General features: G+C 35.2%; 24 protein-coding genes. 3 read left to right on the top strand and 21 right to left on the bottom strand.

What is annotated here, in order from left to right; genetic code table 11:
• Positions 1-49 precede the first annotated feature (49 nt).
• Genes FORMB_RS03860 through FORMB_RS03850 form a run of 3 tightly spaced genes read right to left on the bottom strand, consistent with a single transcriptional unit; the run spans position 50 to position 3641 of the window.
• On the bottom strand, positions 50-1858 hold the full coding sequence (locus tag FORMB_RS03860) for a GNAT family N-acyltransferase (RefSeq protein WP_069676203.1): 1809 nt from the start codon (positions 1856-1858) through the stop codon (positions 50-52).
• A gap of 50 nt (positions 1859-1908) precedes the next feature.
• Positions 1909-3159, bottom strand: a complete 1251-nt coding sequence (locus tag FORMB_RS03855) for an aspartate kinase (protein ID WP_069676202.1) — start codon at positions 3157-3159, stop codon at positions 1909-1911.
• Positions 3159-3641, bottom strand: a complete 483-nt coding sequence (locus FORMB_RS03850) for a GNAT family N-acetyltransferase (RefSeq protein ID WP_069676201.1) — start codon at positions 3639-3641, stop codon at positions 3159-3161. Before FORMB_RS03850 ends, FORMB_RS03855 begins: the two co-directional genes overlap by 1 nt.
• A gap of 118 nt (positions 3642-3759) precedes the next feature.
• Here FORMB_RS03850 and fbp point away from each other — a divergent pair, with 118 nt between their 5' ends.
• A complete protein-coding gene (gene fbp, locus FORMB_RS03845; protein WP_069676200.1) occupies positions 3760-4773 on the top strand; it encodes a class 1 fructose-bisphosphatase in 1014 nt (337 codons plus the stop codon).
• A gap of 60 nt (positions 4774-4833) precedes the next feature.
• Complete coding sequence (gene era / locus FORMB_RS03840) at positions 4834-5715, top strand: GTPase Era (protein ID WP_069676199.1); 882 nt, start codon at positions 4834-4836, stop codon at positions 5713-5715.
• 26 nt (positions 5716-5741) lie between these two features.
• Here the strand turns inward: era and FORMB_RS03835 are convergent, their stop codons facing one another.
• From FORMB_RS03835 to FORMB_RS03780, 13 genes are all read right to left on the bottom strand, one after another.
• The gene (locus FORMB_RS03835; RefSeq protein ID WP_069676198.1) at positions 5742-6158 is read right to left on the bottom strand and encodes a type II toxin-antitoxin system VapC family toxin; all 417 of its coding nucleotides are present in this window, start codon (positions 6156-6158) and stop codon (positions 5742-5744) included.
• Entirely contained in the window at positions 6155-6400 is a 246-nt protein-coding gene (locus tag FORMB_RS03830; RefSeq protein WP_069676197.1) for a DUF6364 family protein, read from the bottom strand. The genes FORMB_RS03835 and FORMB_RS03830 overlap by 4 nt, the downstream gene beginning before the upstream one ends.
• A gap of 88 nt (positions 6401-6488) precedes the next feature.
• Positions 6489-7349, bottom strand: coding sequence for a hypothetical protein (locus tag FORMB_RS03825; RefSeq protein ID WP_069676196.1), 861 nt, complete (start codon positions 7347-7349; stop codon positions 6489-6491).
• A 53-nt stretch (positions 7350-7402) separates the two neighbouring features.
• Positions 7403-7825: a hypothetical protein gene (locus FORMB_RS03820; RefSeq protein ID WP_069676195.1), complete on the bottom strand. Its 423-nt coding sequence runs from the start codon at positions 7823-7825 to the stop codon at positions 7403-7405.
• Between the two features lie 184 nt (positions 7826-8009).
• The gene (locus tag FORMB_RS03815) at positions 8010-10502 is read right to left on the bottom strand and encodes a GEVED domain-containing protein (protein WP_083243903.1); all 2493 of its coding nucleotides are present in this window, start codon (positions 10500-10502) and stop codon (positions 8010-8012) included.
• Positions 10503-11248: 746 nt separating this feature from the next.
• A complete protein-coding gene (locus FORMB_RS03810) occupies positions 11249-12097 on the bottom strand; it encodes a head GIN domain-containing protein (RefSeq protein WP_069676193.1) in 849 nt (282 codons plus the stop codon).
• Positions 12098-12174: 77 nt separating this feature from the next.
• Positions 12175-12981, bottom strand: coding sequence for a hypothetical protein (locus FORMB_RS03805; RefSeq protein ID WP_069676192.1), 807 nt, complete (start codon positions 12979-12981; stop codon positions 12175-12177).
• 241 nt (positions 12982-13222) lie between these two features.
• Entirely contained in the window at positions 13223-13375 is a 153-nt protein-coding gene (locus FORMB_RS13105; RefSeq protein ID WP_197493492.1) for a hypothetical protein, read from the bottom strand.
• Positions 13359-13946 carry a zeta toxin family protein gene (locus FORMB_RS03800; RefSeq protein ID WP_069676191.1) on the bottom strand — a complete coding sequence of 196 codons (588 nt, stop codon included), beginning with the start codon at positions 13944-13946 and terminating at the stop codon, positions 13359-13361. Before FORMB_RS03800 ends, FORMB_RS13105 begins: the two co-directional genes overlap by 17 nt.
• A 364-nt stretch (positions 13947-14310) precedes the next feature.
• Positions 14311-14853, bottom strand: coding sequence for an SRPBCC family protein (locus FORMB_RS03795; RefSeq protein WP_069676190.1), 543 nt, complete (start codon positions 14851-14853; stop codon positions 14311-14313).
• Between the two features lie 36 nt (positions 14854-14889).
• Positions 14890-15390, bottom strand: a complete 501-nt coding sequence (locus FORMB_RS03790) for a hypothetical protein (RefSeq protein ID WP_069676189.1) — start codon at positions 15388-15390, stop codon at positions 14890-14892.
• 234 nt (positions 15391-15624) lie between these two features.
• Positions 15625-16266, bottom strand: a complete 642-nt coding sequence (locus FORMB_RS03785; RefSeq protein ID WP_069676188.1) for a TRADD-N-associated membrane domain-containing protein — start codon at positions 16264-16266, stop codon at positions 15625-15627.
• A 181-nt stretch (positions 16267-16447) separates the two neighbouring features.
• A complete protein-coding gene (locus FORMB_RS03780) occupies positions 16448-16948 on the bottom strand; it encodes a GTP-binding protein (RefSeq protein WP_083243902.1) in 501 nt (166 codons plus the stop codon).
• 116 nt (positions 16949-17064) lie between these two features.
• Here FORMB_RS03780 and der point away from each other — a divergent pair, with 116 nt between their 5' ends.
• The gene (der, locus tag FORMB_RS03775) at positions 17065-18369 is read left to right on the top strand and encodes a ribosome biogenesis GTPase Der (RefSeq protein WP_069676186.1); all 1305 of its coding nucleotides are present in this window, start codon (positions 17065-17067) and stop codon (positions 18367-18369) included.
• 2 nt (positions 18370-18371) lie between these two features.
• On the opposite strand, the gene FORMB_RS03770 is transcribed toward der, so the two are convergent.
• The 5 genes from FORMB_RS03770 to FORMB_RS03750 are packed head-to-tail and all read right to left on the bottom strand — an operon-like array spanning position 18372 to position 21525.
• On the bottom strand, positions 18372-19169 hold the full coding sequence (locus FORMB_RS03770) for a TPM domain-containing protein (protein ID WP_069676185.1): 798 nt from the start codon (positions 19167-19169) through the stop codon (positions 18372-18374).
• Positions 19166-19612 (bottom strand): TPM domain-containing protein, encoded by a 447-nt coding sequence (locus FORMB_RS03765; protein WP_069676184.1) that lies wholly within the window; start codon positions 19610-19612, stop codon positions 19166-19168. The genes FORMB_RS03770 and FORMB_RS03765 overlap by 4 nt, the downstream gene beginning before the upstream one ends.
• Complete coding sequence (locus FORMB_RS03760) at positions 19612-20211, bottom strand: LemA family protein (RefSeq protein ID WP_069676183.1); 600 nt, start codon at positions 20209-20211, stop codon at positions 19612-19614. Before FORMB_RS03760 ends, FORMB_RS03765 begins: the two co-directional genes overlap by 1 nt.
• Before the next feature lie 13 nt (positions 20212-20224).
• A complete protein-coding gene (locus tag FORMB_RS03755) occupies positions 20225-20554 on the bottom strand; it encodes a MerR family transcriptional regulator (RefSeq protein WP_069676182.1) in 330 nt (109 codons plus the stop codon).
• A complete protein-coding gene (locus tag FORMB_RS03750) occupies positions 20554-21525 on the bottom strand; it encodes a M23 family metallopeptidase (protein WP_069676181.1) in 972 nt (323 codons plus the stop codon). Before FORMB_RS03750 ends, FORMB_RS03755 begins: the two co-directional genes overlap by 1 nt.
• Positions 21526-21617: the final 92 nt, after the last annotated feature.

Genomic DNA, 21617 nt, shown 5'->3' with positions numbered 1-21617 from the left:
CAGTCTAAAACTACAAAAAGAATTGATAAAAATCTAAAAACAAGAAAATTTATTCATCTTCCGAAGGTCCATACTTGCGTTCCAGTTCTGCTTGAAATTCTTCCATCACAGGACGCACGGTACTATCGGGAAGGTCTGCAATACGAATGTACATCAGTCCATCGACGGCATTGTTAAAAAGGGGGTCTTCATTAAAAGCGATCAGATGGGCATTCTGTTTGATGTATTTTTTGAGGAGCACGGGCATTCGCAACGCTCCTGGCTCAATTTCATCAATAATTTTATCAAACTTATTCAAATCAGCTGCCGTGGCATCAAATACAAAATCTTTGTCAGCATCTTTCAGCTTCACTTTAAACTCTTTCTTTGGGTGGATGTACTGCGCCAAATACGGATCGTAGTAATGCGATTTCATAAACTCAATCATCAAGGATTTTGAGAAATTTGAAAATTGATTACTGATACTTACGCCGCCAATTAAATATTTATGTTCTGGAAAGCGCAGTGTACTGTGCACAATTCCTTTCCAAAGTAAGAACAACGGCATTGGTTTTTGTTGGTAGCTTTTAATAATAAAGGCACGACCCAATTCAATAGACTGGCTCATCATGCTGTGGAGTTCCGGTTCAAAACGGAACAAGTCTTGTAGATAAAATCCATCAATGCCTTTAGCTTCAAAAATTTCACTTCCTAAGCCCATTCGGTATGCACCTGCAAGGCACTTTGCTTCTGCATCCCACAAAAACATGTGGTGGTAATAACTGTCAAAAGTGTCCAAGTCAATCGCCTTGTTGGTGCCCTCTCCAATTTCTCTAAACGTGATTTCACGCAAGCGTCCAATTTCGTGTAAGATGTTTGGGAGTTTAGCCGCAGGTGCCAAATACACTTCGTAGTTTTTACTCGTTAAAAGGCGGTGGTCTTCGGCTTTTAAGGTCGCGACTTCAGCACACATAACATCTGTTGGAACAGGCGTCACAATTTTTTTTGGAGACTTGGTCACTTTTAAACTCGAGGAAATATTTGTTAAGATTTTAGCCTTTTCAAAAGAGTTTGAAAGCATATAGGTTTTTCGTCTGACAAAGTCCGAAAAGGCATCTAAAGTCCCGTGCTCTTTTTGATCTTTGACACTAATCGGTTTTCCGATTCTCACTCGAATCACACGCTTCTTTTGGGTTAACAATTCAGAGGGAAGTTTGGCAGTTCTCAGTGAGGCACTCAGTCTTGAGAGGCGGTAAAACAAAGGACTGTTTTTTGCATGAAAATAAATGGGTACAATAGGCACTTCGGCACGTTGAATCAGTTTCATGGCGGCAGGTTCCCAAGGTTTATCAACCACTAATTTTCCATCTTTATAGGTAGAGACTTCACCCGCTGGAAATATTCCTAAGGGGTGACCGTTTTGTAAATGTAACAAGGAATTCTTAAATCCAGCGATGCTCGATTTGACATCTTTGTGATCCTCAAATGGATTTACCGGCATGATGTACGGGACTAAAGGTTCAATGCGGTGCAATAAAAAATTTGCGATGATTTTAAAATCGCTGCGTTGTTCAAGCATTAATTTTAACAATAAAATGCCATCTATTCCACCCAAGGGATGGTTGGAAACCGTGATGTATGCGCCGTCTTTTGGGAGTCGTTTTAAATCTTCTTCGGGAATTTCAAATCGAATTTGAAAATCGGATAAAAGGCCGTTTAAAAATTCAAGATCGCTTTTGTGCTTGTTCTGATTGTAGATTCTGTTAATCGTAGAAATCTTCAATACCTTCATCAAGATCCAGCCTAAAAAAGTACCGATAAATCCATAGGTATCAACTTTAATGGCCTTCGCAATTTCTTTGGGGGTTACGATACTCATATTTTGGGGGTCTGATACAAATTTAATCATTTTTAGGATTAAATAGTTACTTACTTGGTTATAATCTGTACGATCTCGGGAGTGATTTGCTTTAAAAGAATTTCTTTTTCGGCTTCCATGTCGTGGATTGCTTGTTGGTTGTAATGTCTAATAGTATAGAGATTAACCGCTTTGTGCGACGACACTTTATACTTTGCCTTTAAATGTAATAACAAGCGTTCCAGATTGTCATAGTTATTTTCTATACACACTGAAAAGCTAATCGCTGAATTTTGAATCATGCTGACTTTCATCTTGTAATCGTGTAGTAAACTAAAGATATGGCTAATATTATCTTCGACGATGTATGAGAAATCAAGTGATGAAAGTGAAATTAAAACTTGATTATTTTTTAAAATATAACAAGGCACTTTTGGGTTCAGAGTCAAATCTTTTCCAACGGTAGTACCTTCATTCTCTGGGTTTAAAAAGGACTTGACATGCAAAGGAATCTCTTTGCGCTGTAGGGGTTGCAGCGTTTTGGGGTGAATTACAGACGCGCCATAATAAGAAAGCTCAATAGCTTCAGTATAGGAAATCTGATGCAATAACTCTGCATTCTCAAAATAACGAGGATCGGCATTGAGAACCCCTGGGACATCTTTCCAAATGGTCACTGTATTCGCATTTAAACAATAAGCAAACACTGCGGCGGTATAATCGCTCCCCTCACGCCCAAGAGTGGTTGTAAAGTTGTTAGAATCACTTCCCAGAAATCCTTGAGTGATGTTTAATTTTGAAGTGTCCACATGGGTTGAAATTAACTCTTGTGTTTGGTTCCAATGCACTTTGGCATTTCGATAATAATTGTCGGTTTTTATAAACGTCCTTACATCCAACCAAGTATTTGTGATGCCAATTTTGTTTAAATAATGACTGATAATTGTGGTAGAAATCAACTCTCCAAACCCAATAACTTGGTCATATACGAAGTTGTAGTTGGGCGATTTGTTGTGGTCAAAAAATAGCACAATTTCTTGAAATAAGTTGTCAACCGTTTCAAATACGGGGTGTTGTTCATTCTCAAATAAATCGAGGAGAATATTGTTGTGGAATTTTTTAATGTCTTGTAAGGAGCTTTGCAATTGGTGTTTGGCATCAAAATAATTTGCAATCACCGTTTCCATGGCATTGGTCGTTTTTCCCATGGCCGAAACCACAATCAGTGTATTGCTGTAGCCAACAGTCGATAAGACATGGGCTAAATTTTTGACTCCTTCTGCATCCTTTACGGAAGCACCACCAAATTTAAATAACTGCATCAGTTTATGTTTGAGATATAATTTTTAATTCCTTGAGCGTCTAACTGCACAACATTCCAGTCGCGCATCACACGGGCGCCCTTGTGCTCATAAAAATCAATGGCTGGGGTATTCCAATCAATGACTTCCCAACAGACGCGCTTGACGCCTTTTTCATTTCCATAAATAATCACTTGATCTAAGAGAGCCGATCCAACGCCGTGACCCCGTACGCTTTCCGAAACAATCAAATCTTCTAAGTGCAACACGGTGCCTTTCCATGTTGAAAACCGGGTATAAACCAACGCAATCCCAATTACTTTTTGATCGGATTCTGCCACAAAACAATCAAACTCGGGACTGTCTCCAAATCCTTTGGCGATTAAGTCCGCTTCTGTGACTTCAACGGCATCGGGTTCTTTTTCAAAAATGGCGAGTTCTGTAATCAAGTCTAAAACTTGTTTCATATCGCTTGTTACTGCTTTTCTAATGTGATAGTTCATTGTTTGTATTTGCAAATTCAAAGATACTCAAAAGCGTTTTAAAATTATCTAATAAAATAGCAACGAAAACGTTGTAGTTGTCTAAAAATTCAGATATTTGTAAAAACATTAGACTCGAATGTCCCAAAAACACCAAACTCTAGGCGAATTTATAATAGAACACCAATCCTCTTTCAAATACACTTCTGGCGAATTATCACGACTGATCAACTCCATCCGACTGGCTGCTAAGGTGGTCAATTACGAGGTAAATAAAGCTGGATTAGTCGATATTTTAGGCACTGCTGGCGATACCAATGTGCAAGGAGAGGACCAACAAAAATTGGATGTATATGCCAATGAGAAATTTATTCAAACCCTTGTCAATCGAAACATCGTGTGTGGCATTGCAAGTGAAGAGGAAGACAGTTTTATTGCGATTAACAGCAACGATCAAAATCATCAAAATAAATACATCGTATTGATGGACCCTTTAGATGGGTCGTCCAATATTGATGTAAATGTATCTGTGGGAACAATTTTCTCTATTTACCGACGTGTGACGCCTGTAGGAACCCCTGTTCAAGAAGAGGATTTTTTACAAAAAGGAAGCGAACAAGTAGCGGCAGGTTATATTATTTATGGTACTTCTACAATGTTGGTGTACACCACGGGCGATGGGGTCAATGGGTTTACTCTTAACCCCGCAATTGGGACGTTTTATTTGTCGCATCCGCGAATGCAGTTTCCGGAGCATGGCACAATTTACTCGGTTAATGAAGGGAATTATATTCACTTTCCACAGGGCATTAAAAATTATCTTAAATATTGTCAAATGGAAGAGGGAGACCGTCCTTATACCTCGCGGTATATAGGATCGTTGGTGTCCGATTTTCATCGAAATATGATCAAAGGTGGGATTTACTTATACCCCACAAGTTCCAAAAACCCCAATGGAAAATTACGCTTGCTTTATGAGTGTAATCCAATGGCGTTCATCGCCGAGCAAGCCAATGGTAAAGCCAGTGATGGATTTTCAAGAATTATGGACATCACTCCAACAGAGTTGCATCAACGGGTGCCGTTCATTTGTGGCAGCAGTGCCATGGTGGACAAAGCCGAAGATTTTATGCGCGACTCCCAAAGTTCTTAAGTATTTAATTCTTAGATAGTCTAAAAGGAAGGTTGTAACTTTGTGGAAATTTAAAAGTAAATGCACAAAGCAGGTTTTGTTAATATCATCGGAAATCCCAACGTCGGAAAATCAACCTTGATGAATGCCTTTGTAGGCGAAAAATTATCCATTATTACATCGAAGGCGCAAACAACGCGCCACCGAATTTTAGGGATTGTGAATGGCGATGATTTTCAGGTGATTCTTTCGGATACGCCTGGGATTATTAAGCCTGCCTATGAATTGCAAAGTTCAATGATGGACTTTGTGAAGTCTGCTTTTGAAGATGCCGATATTTTAATTTATATGGTTGAAATTGGCGAAAGAGAGTTAAAGGATGAAGCTTTTTTTAATAGAATTACGGCTTCTAAGAAACCCGTTTTATTGCTGTTAAATAAAATTGATACTTCTAACCAAGAACAATTGGAAGCCCAAGCGCAGCTATGGCAACAGAAAGTTCCGAATGCAGAATTTATTGCGATCTCAGCACTGGAAGGTTTTAATGTAAAAAATGTGTTTGACCGTATTTTGGAGTTATTGCCAGAATCACCCGCCTATTATCCGAAAGATCAATTGACGGACAAACCCGAACGGTTTTTTGTGAATGAAAAAATCCGTGAAAAGATTTTGATCCATTATAAGAAAGAGATTCCTTATGCGGTGGAGGTGGATACCGAAGAGTTTTTTGAAGAGGAAGACATCATCCGCATGCGTTCTGTGATTATGGTAGAGCGCGAAACACAAAAAGGGATTGTGATTGGTCATAAGGGAATCGCTCTTAAACGTGTAGGCGTGGAGGCTAGAAAAGATTTAGAGAAATTTTTTGGCAAACAAGTGCACTTAGAATTGTATGTGAAAGTGAATAAAAACTGGCGTTCCAACCAAAACCAACTGAAGCGTTTTGGGTATAATAATTCTTAAAAAACAGATTTTTACCCACTAGCGAGCTATGTGATAGAAATCAAATATTCCTCTGCAGTCATCACTGGGATTTTAGCATTTTTAAAGCCTTTTAAATCTCGTGTAATGATAATATTTTGTTTAACCTCTAGAGCCGTGTAATACTGAAGCCCGTCTTCAAAATCCTTGAATGCCTCGTCATTTAAGGCAAGATCAACAATTTTATCATTAAGAGGCAAGACTTTAACAAGGACCTTAAATCTTCTTAAGATTTCTCGTGCTTCCTTTACGGACTTAAGTTTGGATAAAATGTAGTTTGTATTTGCAAAGGTAAGAGCGCTCACGGATAACTTCAGTTTATGGTTATCTGCAAACGAGAATATCTGAGCAGCACTCTCGTAAAATGGTGTTCGTTTTGAAAGCAAATCCAAGACAATATTTGTGTCAATAAATAATTTACTCATTTGTATTTTTCAATTAAGAAATTTGTGTAATCTTCTTTGAAATCAAAATTTGGTTCTAAATCAATCACCCCACTCAGACTTTCTACTAGGGGTGTGATTTCAATTCTCTTACTGCTTTTCGAAACTATTGCAGCTAAATAAGATTCTATCAAATGAGACAAACTCACCTTATGAGATTTAGCATATACTTTTGCCTTTTCAATGATGGTTTTATCTACGTTAAGCGTTAATTTGGTGTCCATATCATAGTGTTACACGTGTAAAATTAAATATTAATTACGTAAAACACAAATTTTTAAAGTAGTTTCAAAATGGGTCTTAAGATATCAGTTATTTCTCCAGTTCTTTATTAAACCCAAGCTTGATGTAATCTTTTTCTTTTTGGTTTAAATCCCGCCCTTTGAATTCTTCATAAATTTTATAAGAATCCTCCAATGTATTTACGCCATTTTCAAATGTTGCACGCCCCCATTTATAAAGAGCAATTCCTAATTTTGTACTGAATACTCTGGGTTTAATTTGTATTGCGTCATTCTCTTTTCCTTTTATTTCAGTAAAGTAATCAAGTTGCCCTCCTTTTTTTGTTTCAATTAATATTATATTTTTCAATTCTTCCTGAAATGGAATTTTTATTTCTGAAGGATTAGTTTCACTTATTCCCTTTCTATTTATTAATGACAAAACTGCTTTGTTAAGATCTTCGTTGGGGATGATTTTAAATTTTTTATTATTGAAATACAGTTCCCCTTTTTTGATTTTAGCATTAGGATCATATTTAGCTTTAATGATTTCATTCGCACGGTTTTCTGTTATATCGCCTCTAAGTCTAAAATCGTATTCAGATTGTTTGTTAGACGTCATATTTATAACAACAAAAGTCATTTGTGGTTCGTTAACTATTAAAATCATATTAGATATTTGTTGATTTTTAGTTATAATAAAAAAGTCAGAAGGTAATTCCGTAGCAGATTTTTCAATTTCGTTAAGAGAAGGTTTTTTAGAAATATAAACTGATGAATTCTTGTTTGTAATATTGTTTTCAAGCGTGTAATAATTAGAAATTAAATTAAATTTCTCAAATGCTTGTTCGTTTGTAATGATTGAATTAAAAACAGGATTTCCATTTTCATCAGTTTGGGGGTAAACATTTCCAAAGGCTAGTATTGTAAATATTATGATTAAGTTCTTCATTTTTTTATTTAATTAGTTACGTGTTTTAAACATACAATTTAGAAAATTTTATTTTAAAACATCCATTTCAAAAAAGTAACCAACCCCACAAATGTTAAAATTAGAGCAAAAACAACAGCTGTTCCACATCCAATACTATAAAGTTTGTTTTTCCAATTTTCCTTTTCTAATTGGTTCTCAGGATTAATTTCTTTAAGCAGCTTCTTGGTGATTTTTATATACCTAAATGGATTACTGTCAATTCCCTTTATCCATTTAAAGTCAGGATTGTACACTTCCATATCTCCCTGTTCAAATTTCCTTTTGTCAATTTCTCTAGCCGCTTTTAAAAATTCTTTAGCGTAAAGTAATAGTCCGAATTTATTTCCTTTAGCAATTCCAAAGTCAGTGTTGAATTCAGAATTAAAATATGCTTCAGATTCCGAACAATTTTGTTCAACTTTTTCAATGAATTTATTTAAATCTTCGTCGGTCATTATCTACAGCTCATTTCAGTGCAAACACTACGTTTGTACCAGCACCCTTAACTCTAAAATAATCGCTTTCGTTCGATTCTATTGATTATGAAGATTGCGATTTGGGGGTCTAAATCTTGGTTCAATGTATAAACTTATACAATAGTTTCAAAATCGCGATCTTGAAATCATATGATTAGTTACACTATAGCTTAATAAATTTTTGAGTTATTATCTTTTCATCAACTGCAAATTCAATGATATAAAGCTCACTTGATAATTTACTCACATCAATCTTATGACTACTATCTAAAGTTCCAGACATCACTGTTTGTCCCTTTAAATTCGTAATTCTATAATCCTTCATTCTCGCTCCATCAAATTTAACTATTAAACGATCTACTGCTGGATTTGGATATACAACAATACCATCTGAAGGGTCACCTTCTATTGTTTTGTCATCTTCTTTTGAGATATCAATATTTTCATTTGATCGAGACCAAAACCAAAAATGCTGTTGCGGAATGATGTTTACTGTATAGTCTTCAACTTCTCCATAAGTAAAAGATTCACAAGAATTTGGTATCCATCCGTATTTCATTGAAACCCGAATTCTTGTTGAACCTAGATGCGCATAGTAAGGAATTGTAAATTTTCCATTAACAATGTTGCTTGCTGTTGGGTATTTCATGAATACTAATTCTCCTGTGTCCTCAAAATCTCCGTCATTATTGTAGTCAATCCAAGCGGCATAGGCTTCATGATATACATAACCAGTCCAACGTGGTGTAATAGTAATTACATACTGCTCACCTTGTTGTAAATCAGTTGAAATTGCAGTATAATCAGTATATCCACTTGGTGTACCTGAAGCATTATCTATTGTATTTAGTTGAACTCTATAGATGTATTCTTCTGTGGGATTATTCCCTTGTGATGAACAATAAGTTGGACCACCTATCGAAATGATGATGCTTTCTGAATGGGCCAAATAATTATTTGTGGCATATACATATGCAGTAACTTCAGCTTCCCCTTCTCCTAAAACAGTTATTTGTCCGTTATTATTAATACTTATTACATTTGTGTCACTAGAAGTTAACTTGTATGTAATTTCAGAATCAGAGTTTGTACTTGCGTTAATTTGAGCATCAGTATTTGGCTCACCGAAGACAAAAGTTTGATCATTGAAATTATTAAAAACAGCATTGGCTCTTGTATCATAAGTTTCTCCTAGGCTTTCTCTATAGTTTATAGTTTTGTGTATTACATCCCATTGAAAACCATAAATTAATTGATAAGTACGCGAAGTTTTCATGAGATTAAAATTATCATAAGGAACAGGAATACTATTGCTATTATAACGAGAATAATGGGATAAACCAAAATTGTGCCCTATCTCATGAGCCAATGTATTGCCTAAGTTTGACTCATTATCAAATAAATGTATGGTAACAAGTCCATACCTAGGCGGAGCATCCTTTTTACCAAGTCCTCTAGATGTTCCTCCTCCATTACTCCCTCCAACATAAGAATCATTTTTATTTTGCCTCAAGAGTACAAAGTTTGTGAAAAAGTTAGTGGCGTTTGGAGTCTGATCCATCGTTGTGTTTGTTTCTATGCCAGTTGGTGTCCAACTATAGCCATCACCATTTAAATCCCATTCATATTCAATAACCCCTTGATCTGTAAATTCTATATGAACATTTACGGATTCATAAATCTCACTAATTTTTTCACTAACTCCTCCAAATACGGATAATAAACTATGATTAGATTCACCTGGATATTTAAAGTATTGATAGGATGTGTTAATAATTTTCTTATCTGTTACTTTTACATTAAAGTGGCTTATAGTATCATTTTGATGCAAAACATAAATGATTGCTTCTCCAACAGAAAGCCCCATTAACTCAATATTATCTTTTATGCCAACTTGTTGACTATTTAAAGTTGGTTTAACAATAGAATCATCTGATGAAATATAGGTAAGGGTACCAGCTAATGGAGTCTTTATCCATAAATTTTCTGGTTCGTATTTATTCAGTAATTTATCAGCAAAAAAATTGGAATATGTATCAAGTTGATATCCCAAGTCACTTTCTTTGGTAATATTAATTGTAGTATTTGTAGCAGATCCTACTTCCCCGAATAATTTAAACCATAAATCTCTATTACCAACATTACAAGTTCCTAGATTAGTTTCAGTTGTATATATACCATAGTCGTTAATACCATTATTTGGCAATACAAATTCCACAACATAGCTTTTGTTTGTTTTCAATGTAATATTTTGAGTTAAAGGATATACTCCTGGCACCGTATTACTTCCTTCTGGAGAAACAAAACCTATTCTTACGTCTAATGTTTCATTAATAAGATCTTGGGTATGAATAAGAGGACCAAGGTTCCCTATATCTCCTTCATAAAAATTTAATGTAACCACTACACCAGAACCAGGCCAAAAATAGGTATATAAGAACAAATGTGATATTCTAGCCTCATTCGCATTAACATCATCCATATTCAAACGGAATGATTGCTGAAGGGTGTTGGTGGTGGTAAAGTCATATTTTATGCCAAGATCAAGATCATTCTCCATATTAACTATATACTGGGAGTTATATGTAGTTTGGCAAAATAAGTTAGTGGTAAATAAAATTGTTGCAAAAAAAACAAGAATAGAGGTAGGTTTCATAATTTAAAATTTAGGGCGTTTACAATGGGGTGATTTCTTATATAGGACTCATAATTAGTTAAATATATAGTAAAATATTGAAGTTTACTCGAAATTTCAGAACAAATACCTAAAACTATAAATATTCCAACTACTTAAAAAGGTTAAGTGCCTGGTAGGTAGGTAATTAATATTTTATAATAAAAAAATTAACCAAATTAAAAACCTGACAATCAATAAATTAACAAATAGTTAAAATGTTTAAACAAAATATAAAGACCAGTTAAAGAGGGGTTTACGGAATAAGTTGCTATTAAACAGTATTCAAGCTTCCATTTCTTGGCCTTTTTAAAAATGATTTAGGTATGACTGTCAATTAGTTATAGTTTTGTCCTCGAATGTTTTTAGGGGTAACAAACGAGAGTGAAAACAGGATCATTGCCAATAAAAAAACGCCGTTTTATGACAAGTTTTTCTTTTTGGGAAAATAATTTTGTTTACTATTTTGTCTTCATTGTCAAAACTATTACTATTTAACTTTAAATCATCCATGATATAGAAATGTTTGTAGTTCATAATGAATGTTTTGTTTTTAGGGCTGAGAACGAGTGTAAAATACTCCCAAACTGTAGTACTCCAGCTATTTTACTTTGTGTGTTTTGGCTATGTATATTTTGTGTCTGTTCTGTTTTTAGATCTTAATTTAAAACGATATTCCATTACTCAGTTTTTCATCACCCATTTTTCTTTTAACTAAGTTAGTAATCCTAATGCCTTTTTATTTTTCCAGAACCATTTGTTTTACTGTTTACATTTTCTGGATTGCCTTTATAAACAATCGTGCCAGAGCCGTTAACGCTCGCTTTTAAAGATTCATTCGCAACCACTTTTGCCTGTCCGGATCCTGCAACTTTGACGTCAGTGTCATTAGAACCCAACTCCAAGCCTTTAAAGCTTCCACTACCGATCACTTCGATTTCTAACGTTGAGGTGGTCCCTGAAATCTTCGCATTTCCAGAGCCTGCAATCTTAACTTCGGTGCTTTGTGAGGTCATTCCAGTTCCAACAAAATTGCCACTGCCTGTTAAATCCAGCTTGAGGTTGCCGTAGGTGCCAGAGAGCGAAATAGTTCCAGACCCTGTGATCTCTGTTTTAACTTTAGAGGCATTCACATCTAAAACAACGTCGCCTGATCCACTCATTGATACTTTGAATTCATCGGTTGTAATGGGGTCTTTTGAGTCCATGTCTCCAGACCCTGTTAAGGTCACTTTTGAAAGCTTTTCAAAGGGAACGCTAATGTGAAACCCTTTTTTAGTTTTTAGGTTAATGTTGTCTTTTATTTTTATAATTAAAGTATTGTTTTCTACTTTAATATCGAGGTACGCGTGTAGATTTTCATCTGTTGTGACTGCGATTGAACCTTCTGTTCCTTTTATGAGATGGATGTCTGCAGAACCTACACTTTTGATGTGATCATAATCTCCAGTCGAAACCGTTTTTGTGGTGACATTTCCATTGCCAACAACTTTTTTGCCGAACCAAGATTGTGCGTGTCCAATGGTGAAGCTGAACATTAGCAAAAGCACTACTGATGTGTTGATTGATTTTTTCATGTGATTTGGGTTTTATTGATTTTCTATTTATTTTATATGTTTTGATACTGGCATTCCTCTAATCATCAAGTTCTTCTTTACTCTTCAATCACTTTCGATTTACTAAATAGTTTATATGTAAGTCCAAATTGAGTTGAATTTATCGAGCCAGCACTATGTTCATTCATCAAACTAATTGTGAAATCTTTGTAATTGTATTTTAAAATAAAGCCATTGTAGGAAGCGCTTTTATTTTGGGTTTCTTGGCGATCTAAAAACAAAACACTTCCAAAAAATATTCCATACCCAATATTGTTATTTTTATTTATTCTGAACGTAATTTCAGTGTTTAAATTAAAAGCAAAAATGGATTTCTTGCCTAGTACAACTACATCTGATATTTCAGGTAAATCGTTTAATTTATCAATGTAAGGGCCAAATTCGTTCACGTAAATAAATTCTAAACCAATAATACTATATTCAAACCGTTCCCAAGTTTTTGTAAAGTTAATTCCTGTTTTTAAATTAATGTTGTAAAAATTTAATGCATCATTTTTATCAATATATCGTGTTGAATTATCGGAGTCAGTTAAGTCGCTTTTAAATTGATACCTTCCGAATCCTCCTCCCAATCCATAGTAATAATTCAATCGTTTATCGGTTGTTGCTCTGTAAATAGAGAAATTTCCGGCAGTTACTTTATCAGCATCCTCATTGTGTTGTGGGTGTTTAGGATTGCTAAACGATCCCGAAATGTAGGTTGCTGTTTCTTTCTCCCCGTTGTTAATAGGTTTTTCTGTATAGGATTTTAAAGAACCATAACTAGCACTTGTATATATTCTTCGAGCTCCACAAGAGTTGAGCACTGTCAATGCGAGACTAAATAATACTATTTTTTTCAACATCTTATTTTTAGAAGATCAACAAAACACCACCAACTGGCCAAGTATCCCTACTTGCGTCTATTGCTTTTTGAAATAACATCCCTCCTTACTAAACGATTAGTTGTGAAGATTGCGATTTGGGGGTCTAAATCTTGGTTCAATGTATAAACTTTTACAAGAGTTTCAAAATAGGGTTTATTAAACTAGCTAAGTTTTATCTTTTGAGTACTTGTGCAACGATTACCGTTGTTAGAGATAGTGATTATTTGGGCTTGATTTTCACAATTTTATCCCCTTCCATAATTACTAATTCACTGTTTTTTTCTTTTTTGAATTCAAGAAGTTTTTCGTAAACTTTTTCAAGTCCTTTTAAAACGTTGTCTCTTAATTCTATTTGTTTATCCTTTGCTGTCATAGATACCTTTTAGTTTGTTAAATTTATTTTTGTCAAAAACCAGTAGGTCTTCTTCTATAAATTTCTGTGCAATCAATTCGTGTCTTCCAAAAGAATTGTCGAAAATTAATACCCCATCAACTATAGGAATGAATATATCAAATAAATTATATATTCCTTTAAAATATCTTCTTTCAATTGCGTTTTCGGGAATATTATGCCCTCCTTCCAATACTCTTGTTTTCACACGTTCTTTTGCCAATTCTATATTGTTTAACCAAAAGAACAATAATGTAATGTTGTACCCTTGTTTTTTTGCTTTTAAAACCTTGTGCTTATAACTTCTAGTCGATAATGTCGTCTCAAAAGCAAAGCTTTGATTTTCTTTTATAAGTTCATTGATTCTGTTAATCATTATTCTTCCAGCCTCAAAAGACACTTTGTCTGGTTGAAACGGCGAGAGTCCCTTCGCTATTTCATCGGCATTTACAAACTCCTTACATTCAATTATTTCAGGGAGTATAGTGTATGAAGCTGTTGTTTTTCCTGCTCCGTTACATCCAGCAATTATGTAAAGATTCTTGACGTCCATTTTCACAAATTTAACGGTTTTTAAATAAAGGCTAATTGAAAATAGATTTTTTTTACATTATATATAATCAGAAATTTCTCAATACCCCTCCTCTTTTAGCATAAGTGCCTTGCTTATACTAGTGCCCCCTTAACTGTAAAATAATCTTCTGGTTTATAGAATTGATAATTTCTACTCATATTGTTTTTCCAGTTTATAACATAACTTTAATAACGTTGCCACACGAAAGGATTTATGCAGCGACGCGGGAATAATTTCCATTTAAACTCCTTTCGGATTTACATCCAAAAACCATAAAAATCAATATTAGCCCACTGTTTTTTGTCGTTTTCAAAGAACTAAATACGTCTTAAGTTAGATGAAACTAGTTTTCAATAAGTGAATAATTTTTTGAATTTTCTTCAATAGTTTTCTTAAGATTAGAAAGGTTTGTTTCTTCTTGATCTTTGATGGAATTTCCCATCACAGCTAATAAGGACTTTGAAAACATTCCATTTCCAATGCATGTTGTGCTTGTGCTTATTTTTGTTTTTCCATTAATAGACTTCATCGTGAGTTTGTAATCCATATCCATAAAGTCAGATGTAAACGTCATTGATACAGATTGGTTTGGAACGATTTCAGTAATGGTTTCTCGAATGGTCATTTCCTGTCCATCATTAGTAAAATATACATCTGATACTGCACCTACAGTTCCAGGTGATCCGCTCACATATTCAATTTTTTGAAATCCATCTAACCAGTCTGCCATTTTACCTTCGTCCTGACTCACAGCCCAGGATTCAGTTAATGACCTGTCGACCATTATTTCGCAATTATAAGATAATTCATTTTTGATCAATCCTGTAAGTAAAAACCCAATAACCAAGATTGCTAAAACTCCAAGGGTGTATTTTAAATATTTCATAAGTTTGATTTTGTTTTTCTGTTTTCAAAATTATTTTTATTGCACTAGAAAGGTAACCCATTCATTGTCATTATTGCTGAACGAAGTCAGTATTACGATACCATCTTTACTACAGTCGGAATGTTCATTTGATGAGATTTCAGAGATTTTCATTCTATATTCGCCAGCCTCTAGAAGTTTTATCCCAATATTTGATTGAAAATTTGTATCACTTCTTTCATAACTAAATTGATTGCAATTCAACAATTCGCCTTTTACTATTTCAATCGTATCTTCATTAACACACAAATACATTTCAGAATTATATATCGATATCCTGTCAAAGTTAAATTTGAAAATTAATTCGCTGTAATCAAATAAGTCAATAGTTTCATTTGGAGTGTCGAAATTAATATTTCTATCCAAATCGGATTTTATCCACAGTACATCCCCAACCTGATAAGTAGTTTGTGAATTCTCAATAGTAAGCAAGTTTTGTTTTGTTTTTATAAGTGTTTCTGAAGTGCATTCTATGTCATCTTCACACTGGGTAGCCATTAGCACTGGCACTATTAAAAAAACAATTAATCCCTTTTTCACGTTTGCTATATTTTTACTATTTACTTTTCTAAATTAGAAATCAGCATTCACACTACTTGTAATTGCCCCCTTAACTATAAAAAATCACTTTCGTTCGGTTCTATTGCTTGTGAAGATTACGACTTGGGGTCTAAAATATGAGTTAAGCGATTTGCATTCTTAAGACAGTACTTATAAAAAGTCACTCCTATTTTATTTATTCTTTAAAGTTTTTTTAATAGCACTTTGTATCGCTTCATTAATGGAAGAAGTGTCATTCTGTATTCCCGAGTAATATAAGGCGAGTTGAATTTTTAAGGTATCTTTAAGTATTGAGCCCTCAATGGATTCTACTAATTCCCTACTAATACCTTGTTGTCTGTCTTTACGTAACTTACTAAAAAATGTTCCCATTTCTTTTCGAGCTTTGTTTGACCTTGAAAAAAACAACATAGCAACCCCTTCAATAATTGCAGTAGAAATCAATAAAATAGTAATTTTAGAGGGATTCATATATGTATTAGAGAATATTATAATGAGTAAAATAGAGAATCCGAAAAAGGCAAAAATAATACCAAACCAAAAACTAATTTTTGTTTGCTCTGAAATTTGTATATAGTATTTAACAAGTTGTTCAACCCCAGGTTTAATGTTCTTGCTGCCCTCTTTTTTTATGGAGTCAATGATTTCGGAATAGTTTTCTTCATCAACTAAATTTCTCTCAATTTCTAAATTAAAAAGTTTCACTTTTTTAGAGGTTACTGTTTTGATGAACCAAAACAATGCACCGATTGCTCCAAGTACTCCCAAGCTAATTCCAATGTAGCTTATAATGTTTTCTAATTGTGTTGTCATTTGTTTAAATGTGCTATATAACGGGTTATATTGAAAGTTAATTGCTGATTATCTCCAATAAAGGAAAGACATCGGGCAAAAGTTCAATGTTATTTACAATAAATAATAGCTTATACTAAGAGTTTAATTGGTTATGTAGATTTAGATTTGAGGTCAAAATCAATGCCAAATATAAAGGTTTTTATAACGCTTTCAAAACGGTGCTCATAAAATCATGTAATTCGTGCATTTGTGTGTGTCCTTTTTGTTTACCGAGGCGTCCGCTAAGGTATAAGGAAATCCACACAACCACCATCAGAAACATCAAAAGCAGTGGAGCTATAAAAGGAGTGCCCAATGACCAGCTGGAATACGTCCAAACTCCAAAGCCCAAAAACAAACTACCCGTCACAAAATGAAAAAACATAAACAGCGTCCAAACCGTAGGGCTGGGGCCAAATAAACCTTTGACCGTACAGCAGGTTTGGGTGGTTTCTAAAACTTCTAAATGGAGTTGGGGCGACCAAAAGTGTTGTTCTGCCGAATGAATTTTTAAAAACACATGGGCATCTAAGATGTTTATTTTGATAGCATTTTGATTCTTTTTTGATTCTTCAAACGCTTCTAAAACTTGGTTTTTTGCTGCGTTGAGGTCCAATGAAAAACGCGGTCTTAAGACAATTTTGTTACTAATTTGCATCATAACGGATTTTAGGGAATTGGAAAGATATTAAATTGTATTTATATATTTTTTAAACTTCCATAAAAAAGAGCTTACCAAAAGGATATTTCCTATTTTTGCAGCAATTTTATAAGCATATGAGCAATATTGTAGCGATAGTAGGACGTCCAAATGTTGGGAAATCCACCTTTTTTAATAGGTTGATCCAAAGGCGAGAAGCCATTGTAGATGCCGTAAGTGGTGTCACTCGTGACCGTCACTATGGTAAGAGTGATTGGAATGGGAAAGAATTTTCGTTAATTGATACGGGCGGATATGTTCTTGGAAGTGACGATGTATTTGAAGCCGAAATCGATAAACAAGTTGAGTTAGCCATTGAAGAAGCAGATGCCATTATTTTTATGGTCGATGTAGAATCAGGTGTAACTGGCATGGATGAAGATGTTGCAAAATTGCTTAGAAAAGTTAAAAAACCAGTTTTTTTAGTCATCAATAAGGTCGATAACGCCATGCGTGAGCAAGATGCAGTTGAGTTTTATGCCTTAGGACTAGGAGAATTTTTTACCATTGCTAGCATCAATGGAAGTGGTACCGGTGATTTGCTAGATGCCTTAGTCAAAGCCTTGCCAGAAGTAGAAGAAGTAGAAGAAGTCACCTTACCACGTTTTGCAGTGGTAGGACGTCCCAATGCGGGCAAATCTTCTTTTATCAATGCATTGATTGGTGAAGATCGTTATATTGTGACCGATATTGCTGGAACCACTCGTGATTCAATCGATACAAAATACAACCGATTTGGGTTTGAGTTTAACCTAGTCGATACGGCTGGAATTCGTCGAAAAGCGAAGGTGAAGGAAGATTTAGAATTTTATTCGGTCATGCGCTCCGTCCGTGCCATTGAACATGCGGATGTATGTCTATTGGTCTGTGATGCCCAACGTGGGTTTGATGGACAAGTTCAAAATATTTTTTGGCTCGCACAACGCAACCATAAAGGAATTGTAATTTTAGTGAATAAATGGGATTTAGTTGAGAAAGATACCAAAACCACCAAAGCATTTGAAACACACATTCGAGAACAAATACAACCTTTTACAGATGTGCCTATTGTGTTTATATCCGCGCTCTCAAAACAGCGTATTTACAAAGCTATGGAAACCGCTTTGGAAGTCTATAAAAACCGTACCAAGCGTCTTAAAACAAGTGTGCTGAATGATGATTTGTTACCTATTATCGAAAACAATCCACCACCAGCATTGAAAGGTAAATTTGTGAAAATAAAATACATTATGCAGCTGCCAACGCCGCAGCCGCAATTTGCATTTTTCTGTAATTTACCACAATACGTAAAGGAGCCTTACAAACGATTTTTAGAAAATAAACTAAGAGCTTTGTATGATTTTAAGGGCGTGCCGATTACAATCTATATGCGTAAGAAGTAGGGTTACCAACCTCCTGAAGCACCACCACCACCGAAACCGCCGCCGCCGAAGCCACCGCCAAAACCGCCACTTCCAAAGTTGCCGCCGGAACTAGAGCCACCACTGAAACTGCCACGACCCAAACTACTCAGTAGGATGACGTCCAGGAGACTGGTTGTTCGATGGTTGCCGCCACTGTTGTTGCCGTTGTTTTTTTTAGATTTTGATAAGATAATTATAACGATAAAGAAGATGAAAATTAGAAACAGAATAGTTTCAAATTTAATTCCTTTTTGACGCACCTGAGGACTTGATTTAAATTCACCTGTTAAGACTTTAAAAACCTGTGAACTCCCAGCCTCTAAGCCGCCATAGTAATCGTTTTTCTTAAAAAAAGGAATGATAGATTCTTGAATGACTCGGCTACACATTTTATCGGTCAGCAAATGCTCCACTCCGTAACCAGTACTGATATTTATTTTTCGATCGTTTTTGGCTAATAAAATAAAAACGCCATTATCTTTTTTTGCATCTCCAATACCCCATTCTTGTGCCCAATTGGTTGCCAGATAGTTGATGTATTCCCCTTCAGTAGAATCTATAATTGCCACTACAATTTGAGTGGAAGTACTGTCAGAATAACGAATAAGCTTTTGCTCTAAATTAGAAGCTTCTTGCGCGCTTAAAAGGTTGCTGTAATCATATACACTCGTTTGAATCGTAGGTTTCGCGGGAATGCTATATTGTGCATGTGCTAGGACTGAGATAAACATCAGTACCACCACTACTAGCGATCTGCTTTTTTGAAATCGTATGTTCATAAATCTGAGCCTTTTGAAATTGAATCCGATAATTCATTAGTATCGTTTGATTCCCAAGGAAAGTAAACTTCAAGTGCTTTACTTGCCGTCTGAATTCCTTGTACAATTCCCTCTTTAAATTGACCGTCTTTAAATAAATTACCCATCACATCTCGGGTATCATCCCAAAACGTTGAATTTACTTTTGTATCGATACCTTTATCTCCAAAAATCCCAAATTGATGATTCGCAACCGCAATGTAAATAAGAACCCCATTTTGAAGTTTGGTGCGGTCCATTTTTAAATGATGAAACACCTCTTTGGCACGTTCTTCAATAGATAAAGAAGTGCTATTTTCGATGTGCACACGAATCTCACCAGACGTATTTTGTTCTGCTTGGCGAATGGATTCGACAATTTGATTTTCTTCCTCAGTACTTAAGAAATTTTCTAGAGCAGCCATTAGTTAAAATCGAAGTCAATATCTGGTGCATTTTCAGAACCCGCATTCGCTTTGTATCGTGCCATTTCATCAAACCCGAACCAACCGGCTAAGACGGAGTTGGGGAATTTTTTAGTGAAAATATCATAGGTGTTTACAGATTCGTTAAACCGATCTCTGGCCACATTAATTCTGTTTTCCGTCCCTTCCAACTGATTTTGTAAGTCTAAAAAGTTTTGATTCGCTTTCAATTCTGGATAGCGTTCTACAGTCACCAATAGCTTAGACAACGCTCCACTAAGTCCGCTTTGCGCTTGCTGAAAGGCTGCTAAATTTTCGGGTGTAATGTTTGTTGGATCAATGGTAACAGAAGTAGCTTTGGCACGTGCCTCGATAACTTCTGTAAGCGTATTTCTTTCAAAATCGGCAGCACCTTGAACTGTTTTAACAAGGTTTCCAATCAAATCGTTTCGTCGTTGGTAAGAGCTTTCCACGTTAGACCAGGCAGTTTTTGCAGTTGCTTCATATTCTACGGCCGTATTATTGAATCCAACCGCCCGGTTATAAATTCCATAGACGATTAAAGCAATAATTATTAAAGGGATGAACCATTTTTTCATAATAGGTAGATTCTTAGAGTTGATTTTTTATTTTTAGCAATTCATTCTTCACGTGCTCTAATTTCGTGATAATCTCAAAATTATCAAGTGATTTTTGATCTTGTTCTTTCAGATACGTTTTAGCACCTTCAAGCGTGTAGCCACGTTCTTTCACCAAATTGAAAATTAATTTCAAATTTTGAACATCCTCCGGCGTAAACCGACGGTTGCCTTTCGCATTCTTTTTAGGTTTAAGAGCCTCAAACTCTTTATCCCAAAACCGAATCAAAGAAGCATTCACGTCAAATGCTTTCGCAATTTCTCCAATACTATAATAGCGTTTTGTAGGAAGGTCTAAATGCATTAATCTAAGGATTGATTTTCAAGCGATGCAATGGCCAGTAACGTATTAAATTCTTCTGGACTCAGATTTCCATAATAAAAATTAATAGGATTGATTCGTTTCTTATCCTTAAAAACTTCATAATGCAAGTGGGGTGCTTGGGAGCGCCCCGTACTTCCCACATAACCAATCAGGTCGCCTCGTTTTACTTTCTGACCTCTTTTGACATTGTATTTATAAAGGTGTGCATACAAACTTAGATACCCATAGCCATGATCAATTCGGATATGACGCCCATAGCCAGAAGAGCGGCCGTCTGCACGTTTAATCACGCCATCACCTGTCGCATAGATAGGCGTCCCTCGTGGGGCCGTAAAATCCATTCCATAATGAAATTTACGCACCTTTGTAAACGGATCACTTCGATACCCATAGCCAGAAGCCATGCGAGTCAAGTCTTCATTTTTGATCGGTTGAATGGCAGGAATTTTAGCCAAAAAACTTTCTTTATCTTTTGCCAACTCTGTGATCTCATCAAGGGATTTGGACTGAACAATGATTCGTTTTTGAAGGATGTCAATACGTTTGTTTGCATCGATGATTAACTCCGAATTATTGAAGCCATCGTATTTTTTGTAGCGGTTAACGCCACCGAGTCCTTGCTTGCGTTGGGCTTCCGGAATGGGATTGGCTTCAAAATAAAGCCGGTAAATGGCGTTATCCCTATCTTCAATATTTGTTAAAACAGCTTCCACTTCTTCCATTTTTTTATTGAGAAGATTGTAGTGGAAATCTAGATTTTTAAACTCTCTATTTAGCGCTTTTTCTCTCGGAGATTCAAAATATTGGGCCCCAACTAAAACGAATAAAAAACCAACAATACTAGCCGCCAATAAAAACACTATTGAGCGCTTAAAAGTCGTTCTTTTTTTTCGAATGATCTGACGATACGTAAGCGTTTCGGGATCGTAATAATATTTTACATTAGACATTGCCTAAAAAGTTCTATTTTTGTTGGATAATAGACCGTCTTTAAATTAAATAAAGAAGACCTTTTGAACAAATATATAAATTGTTTCGAATT

This window comes from Formosa sp. Hel1_33_131, from assembly GCF_001735745.1.
GTDB lineage: Bacteria > Bacteroidota > Bacteroidia > Flavobacteriales > Flavobacteriaceae > Hel1-33-131.
The sequence above is the reverse complement of the archived record's forward strand: the minus strand, read 5'-3'. Positions and strand labels throughout refer to the sequence as shown.

Coding starts and splice junctions, on each gene's coding strand:
- FORMB_RS03760 (WP_069676183.1), bottom strand. CDS start 20,211: ATGAAAAAATGGTTCATCCCTTTAATAATTATTGCTTTAATCGTCTAT.
- FORMB_RS13105 (WP_197493492.1), bottom strand. CDS start 13,375: ATGACAGCAAAGGATAAACAAATAGAATTAAGAGACAACGTTTTAAAA.
- FORMB_RS03795 (WP_069676190.1), bottom strand. CDS start 14,853: ATGAAATATTTAAAATACACCCTTGGAGTTTTAGCAATCTTGGTTATT.
- FORMB_RS03750 (WP_069676181.1), bottom strand. CDS start 21,525: ATGTCTAATGTAAAATATTATTACGATCCCGAAACGCTTACGTATCGT.
- era (WP_069676199.1), top strand. CDS start 4,834: ATGCACAAAGCAGGTTTTGTTAATATCATCGGAAATCCCAACGTCGGA.
- FORMB_RS03820 (WP_069676195.1), bottom strand. CDS start 7,825: ATGACCGACGAAGATTTAAATAAATTCATTGAAAAAGTTGAACAAAAT.
- FORMB_RS03825 (WP_069676196.1), bottom strand. CDS start 7,349: ATGAAGAACTTAATCATAATATTTACAATACTAGCCTTTGGAAATGTT.
- der (WP_069676186.1), top strand. CDS start 17,065: ATGAGCAATATTGTAGCGATAGTAGGACGTCCAAATGTTGGGAAATCC.
- FORMB_RS03830 (WP_069676197.1), bottom strand. CDS start 6,400: ATGGACACCAAATTAACGCTTAACGTAGATAAAACCATCATTGAAAAG.
- FORMB_RS03800 (WP_069676191.1), bottom strand. CDS start 13,946: ATGGACGTCAAGAATCTTTACATAATTGCTGGATGTAACGGAGCAGGA.
- FORMB_RS03765 (WP_069676184.1), bottom strand. CDS start 19,612: ATGGCTGCTCTAGAAAATTTCTTAAGTACTGAGGAAGAAAATCAAATT.
- FORMB_RS03855 (WP_069676202.1), bottom strand. CDS start 3,159: ATGCAGTTATTTAAATTTGGTGGTGCTTCCGTAAAGGATGCAGAAGGA.
- FORMB_RS03790 (WP_069676189.1), bottom strand. CDS start 15,390: ATGGCTACCCAGTGTGAAGATGACATAGAATGCACTTCAGAAACACTT.
- FORMB_RS03850 (WP_069676201.1), bottom strand. CDS start 3,641: ATGAACTATCACATTAGAAAAGCAGTAACAAGCGATATGAAACAAGTT.
- FORMB_RS03805 (WP_069676192.1), bottom strand. CDS start 12,981: ATGTTGAAAAAAATAGTATTATTTAGTCTCGCATTGACAGTGCTCAAC.
- FORMB_RS03815 (WP_083243903.1), bottom strand. CDS start 10,502: ATGAAACCTACCTCTATTCTTGTTTTTTTTGCAACAATTTTATTTACC.
- FORMB_RS03835 (WP_069676198.1), bottom strand. CDS start 6,158: ATGAGTAAATTATTTATTGACACAAATATTGTCTTGGATTTGCTTTCA.
- FORMB_RS03860 (WP_069676203.1), bottom strand. CDS start 1,858: ATGAGTATCGTAACCCCCAAAGAAATTGCGAAGGCCATTAAAGTTGAT.
- FORMB_RS03755 (WP_069676182.1), bottom strand. CDS start 20,554: ATGCATTTAGACCTTCCTACAAAACGCTATTATAGTATTGGAGAAATT.
- FORMB_RS03810 (WP_069676193.1), bottom strand. CDS start 12,097: ATGAAAAAATCAATCAACACATCAGTAGTGCTTTTGCTAATGTTCAGC.
- FORMB_RS03785 (WP_069676188.1), bottom strand. CDS start 16,266: ATGACAACACAATTAGAAAACATTATAAGCTACATTGGAATTAGCTTG.
- fbp (WP_069676200.1), top strand. CDS start 3,760: ATGTCCCAAAAACACCAAACTCTAGGCGAATTTATAATAGAACACCAA.
- FORMB_RS03770 (WP_069676185.1), bottom strand. CDS start 19,169: ATGAACATACGATTTCAAAAAAGCAGATCGCTAGTAGTGGTGGTACTG.
- FORMB_RS03780 (WP_083243902.1), bottom strand. CDS start 16,948: ATGATGCAAATTAGTAACAAAATTGTCTTAAGACCGCGTTTTTCATTG.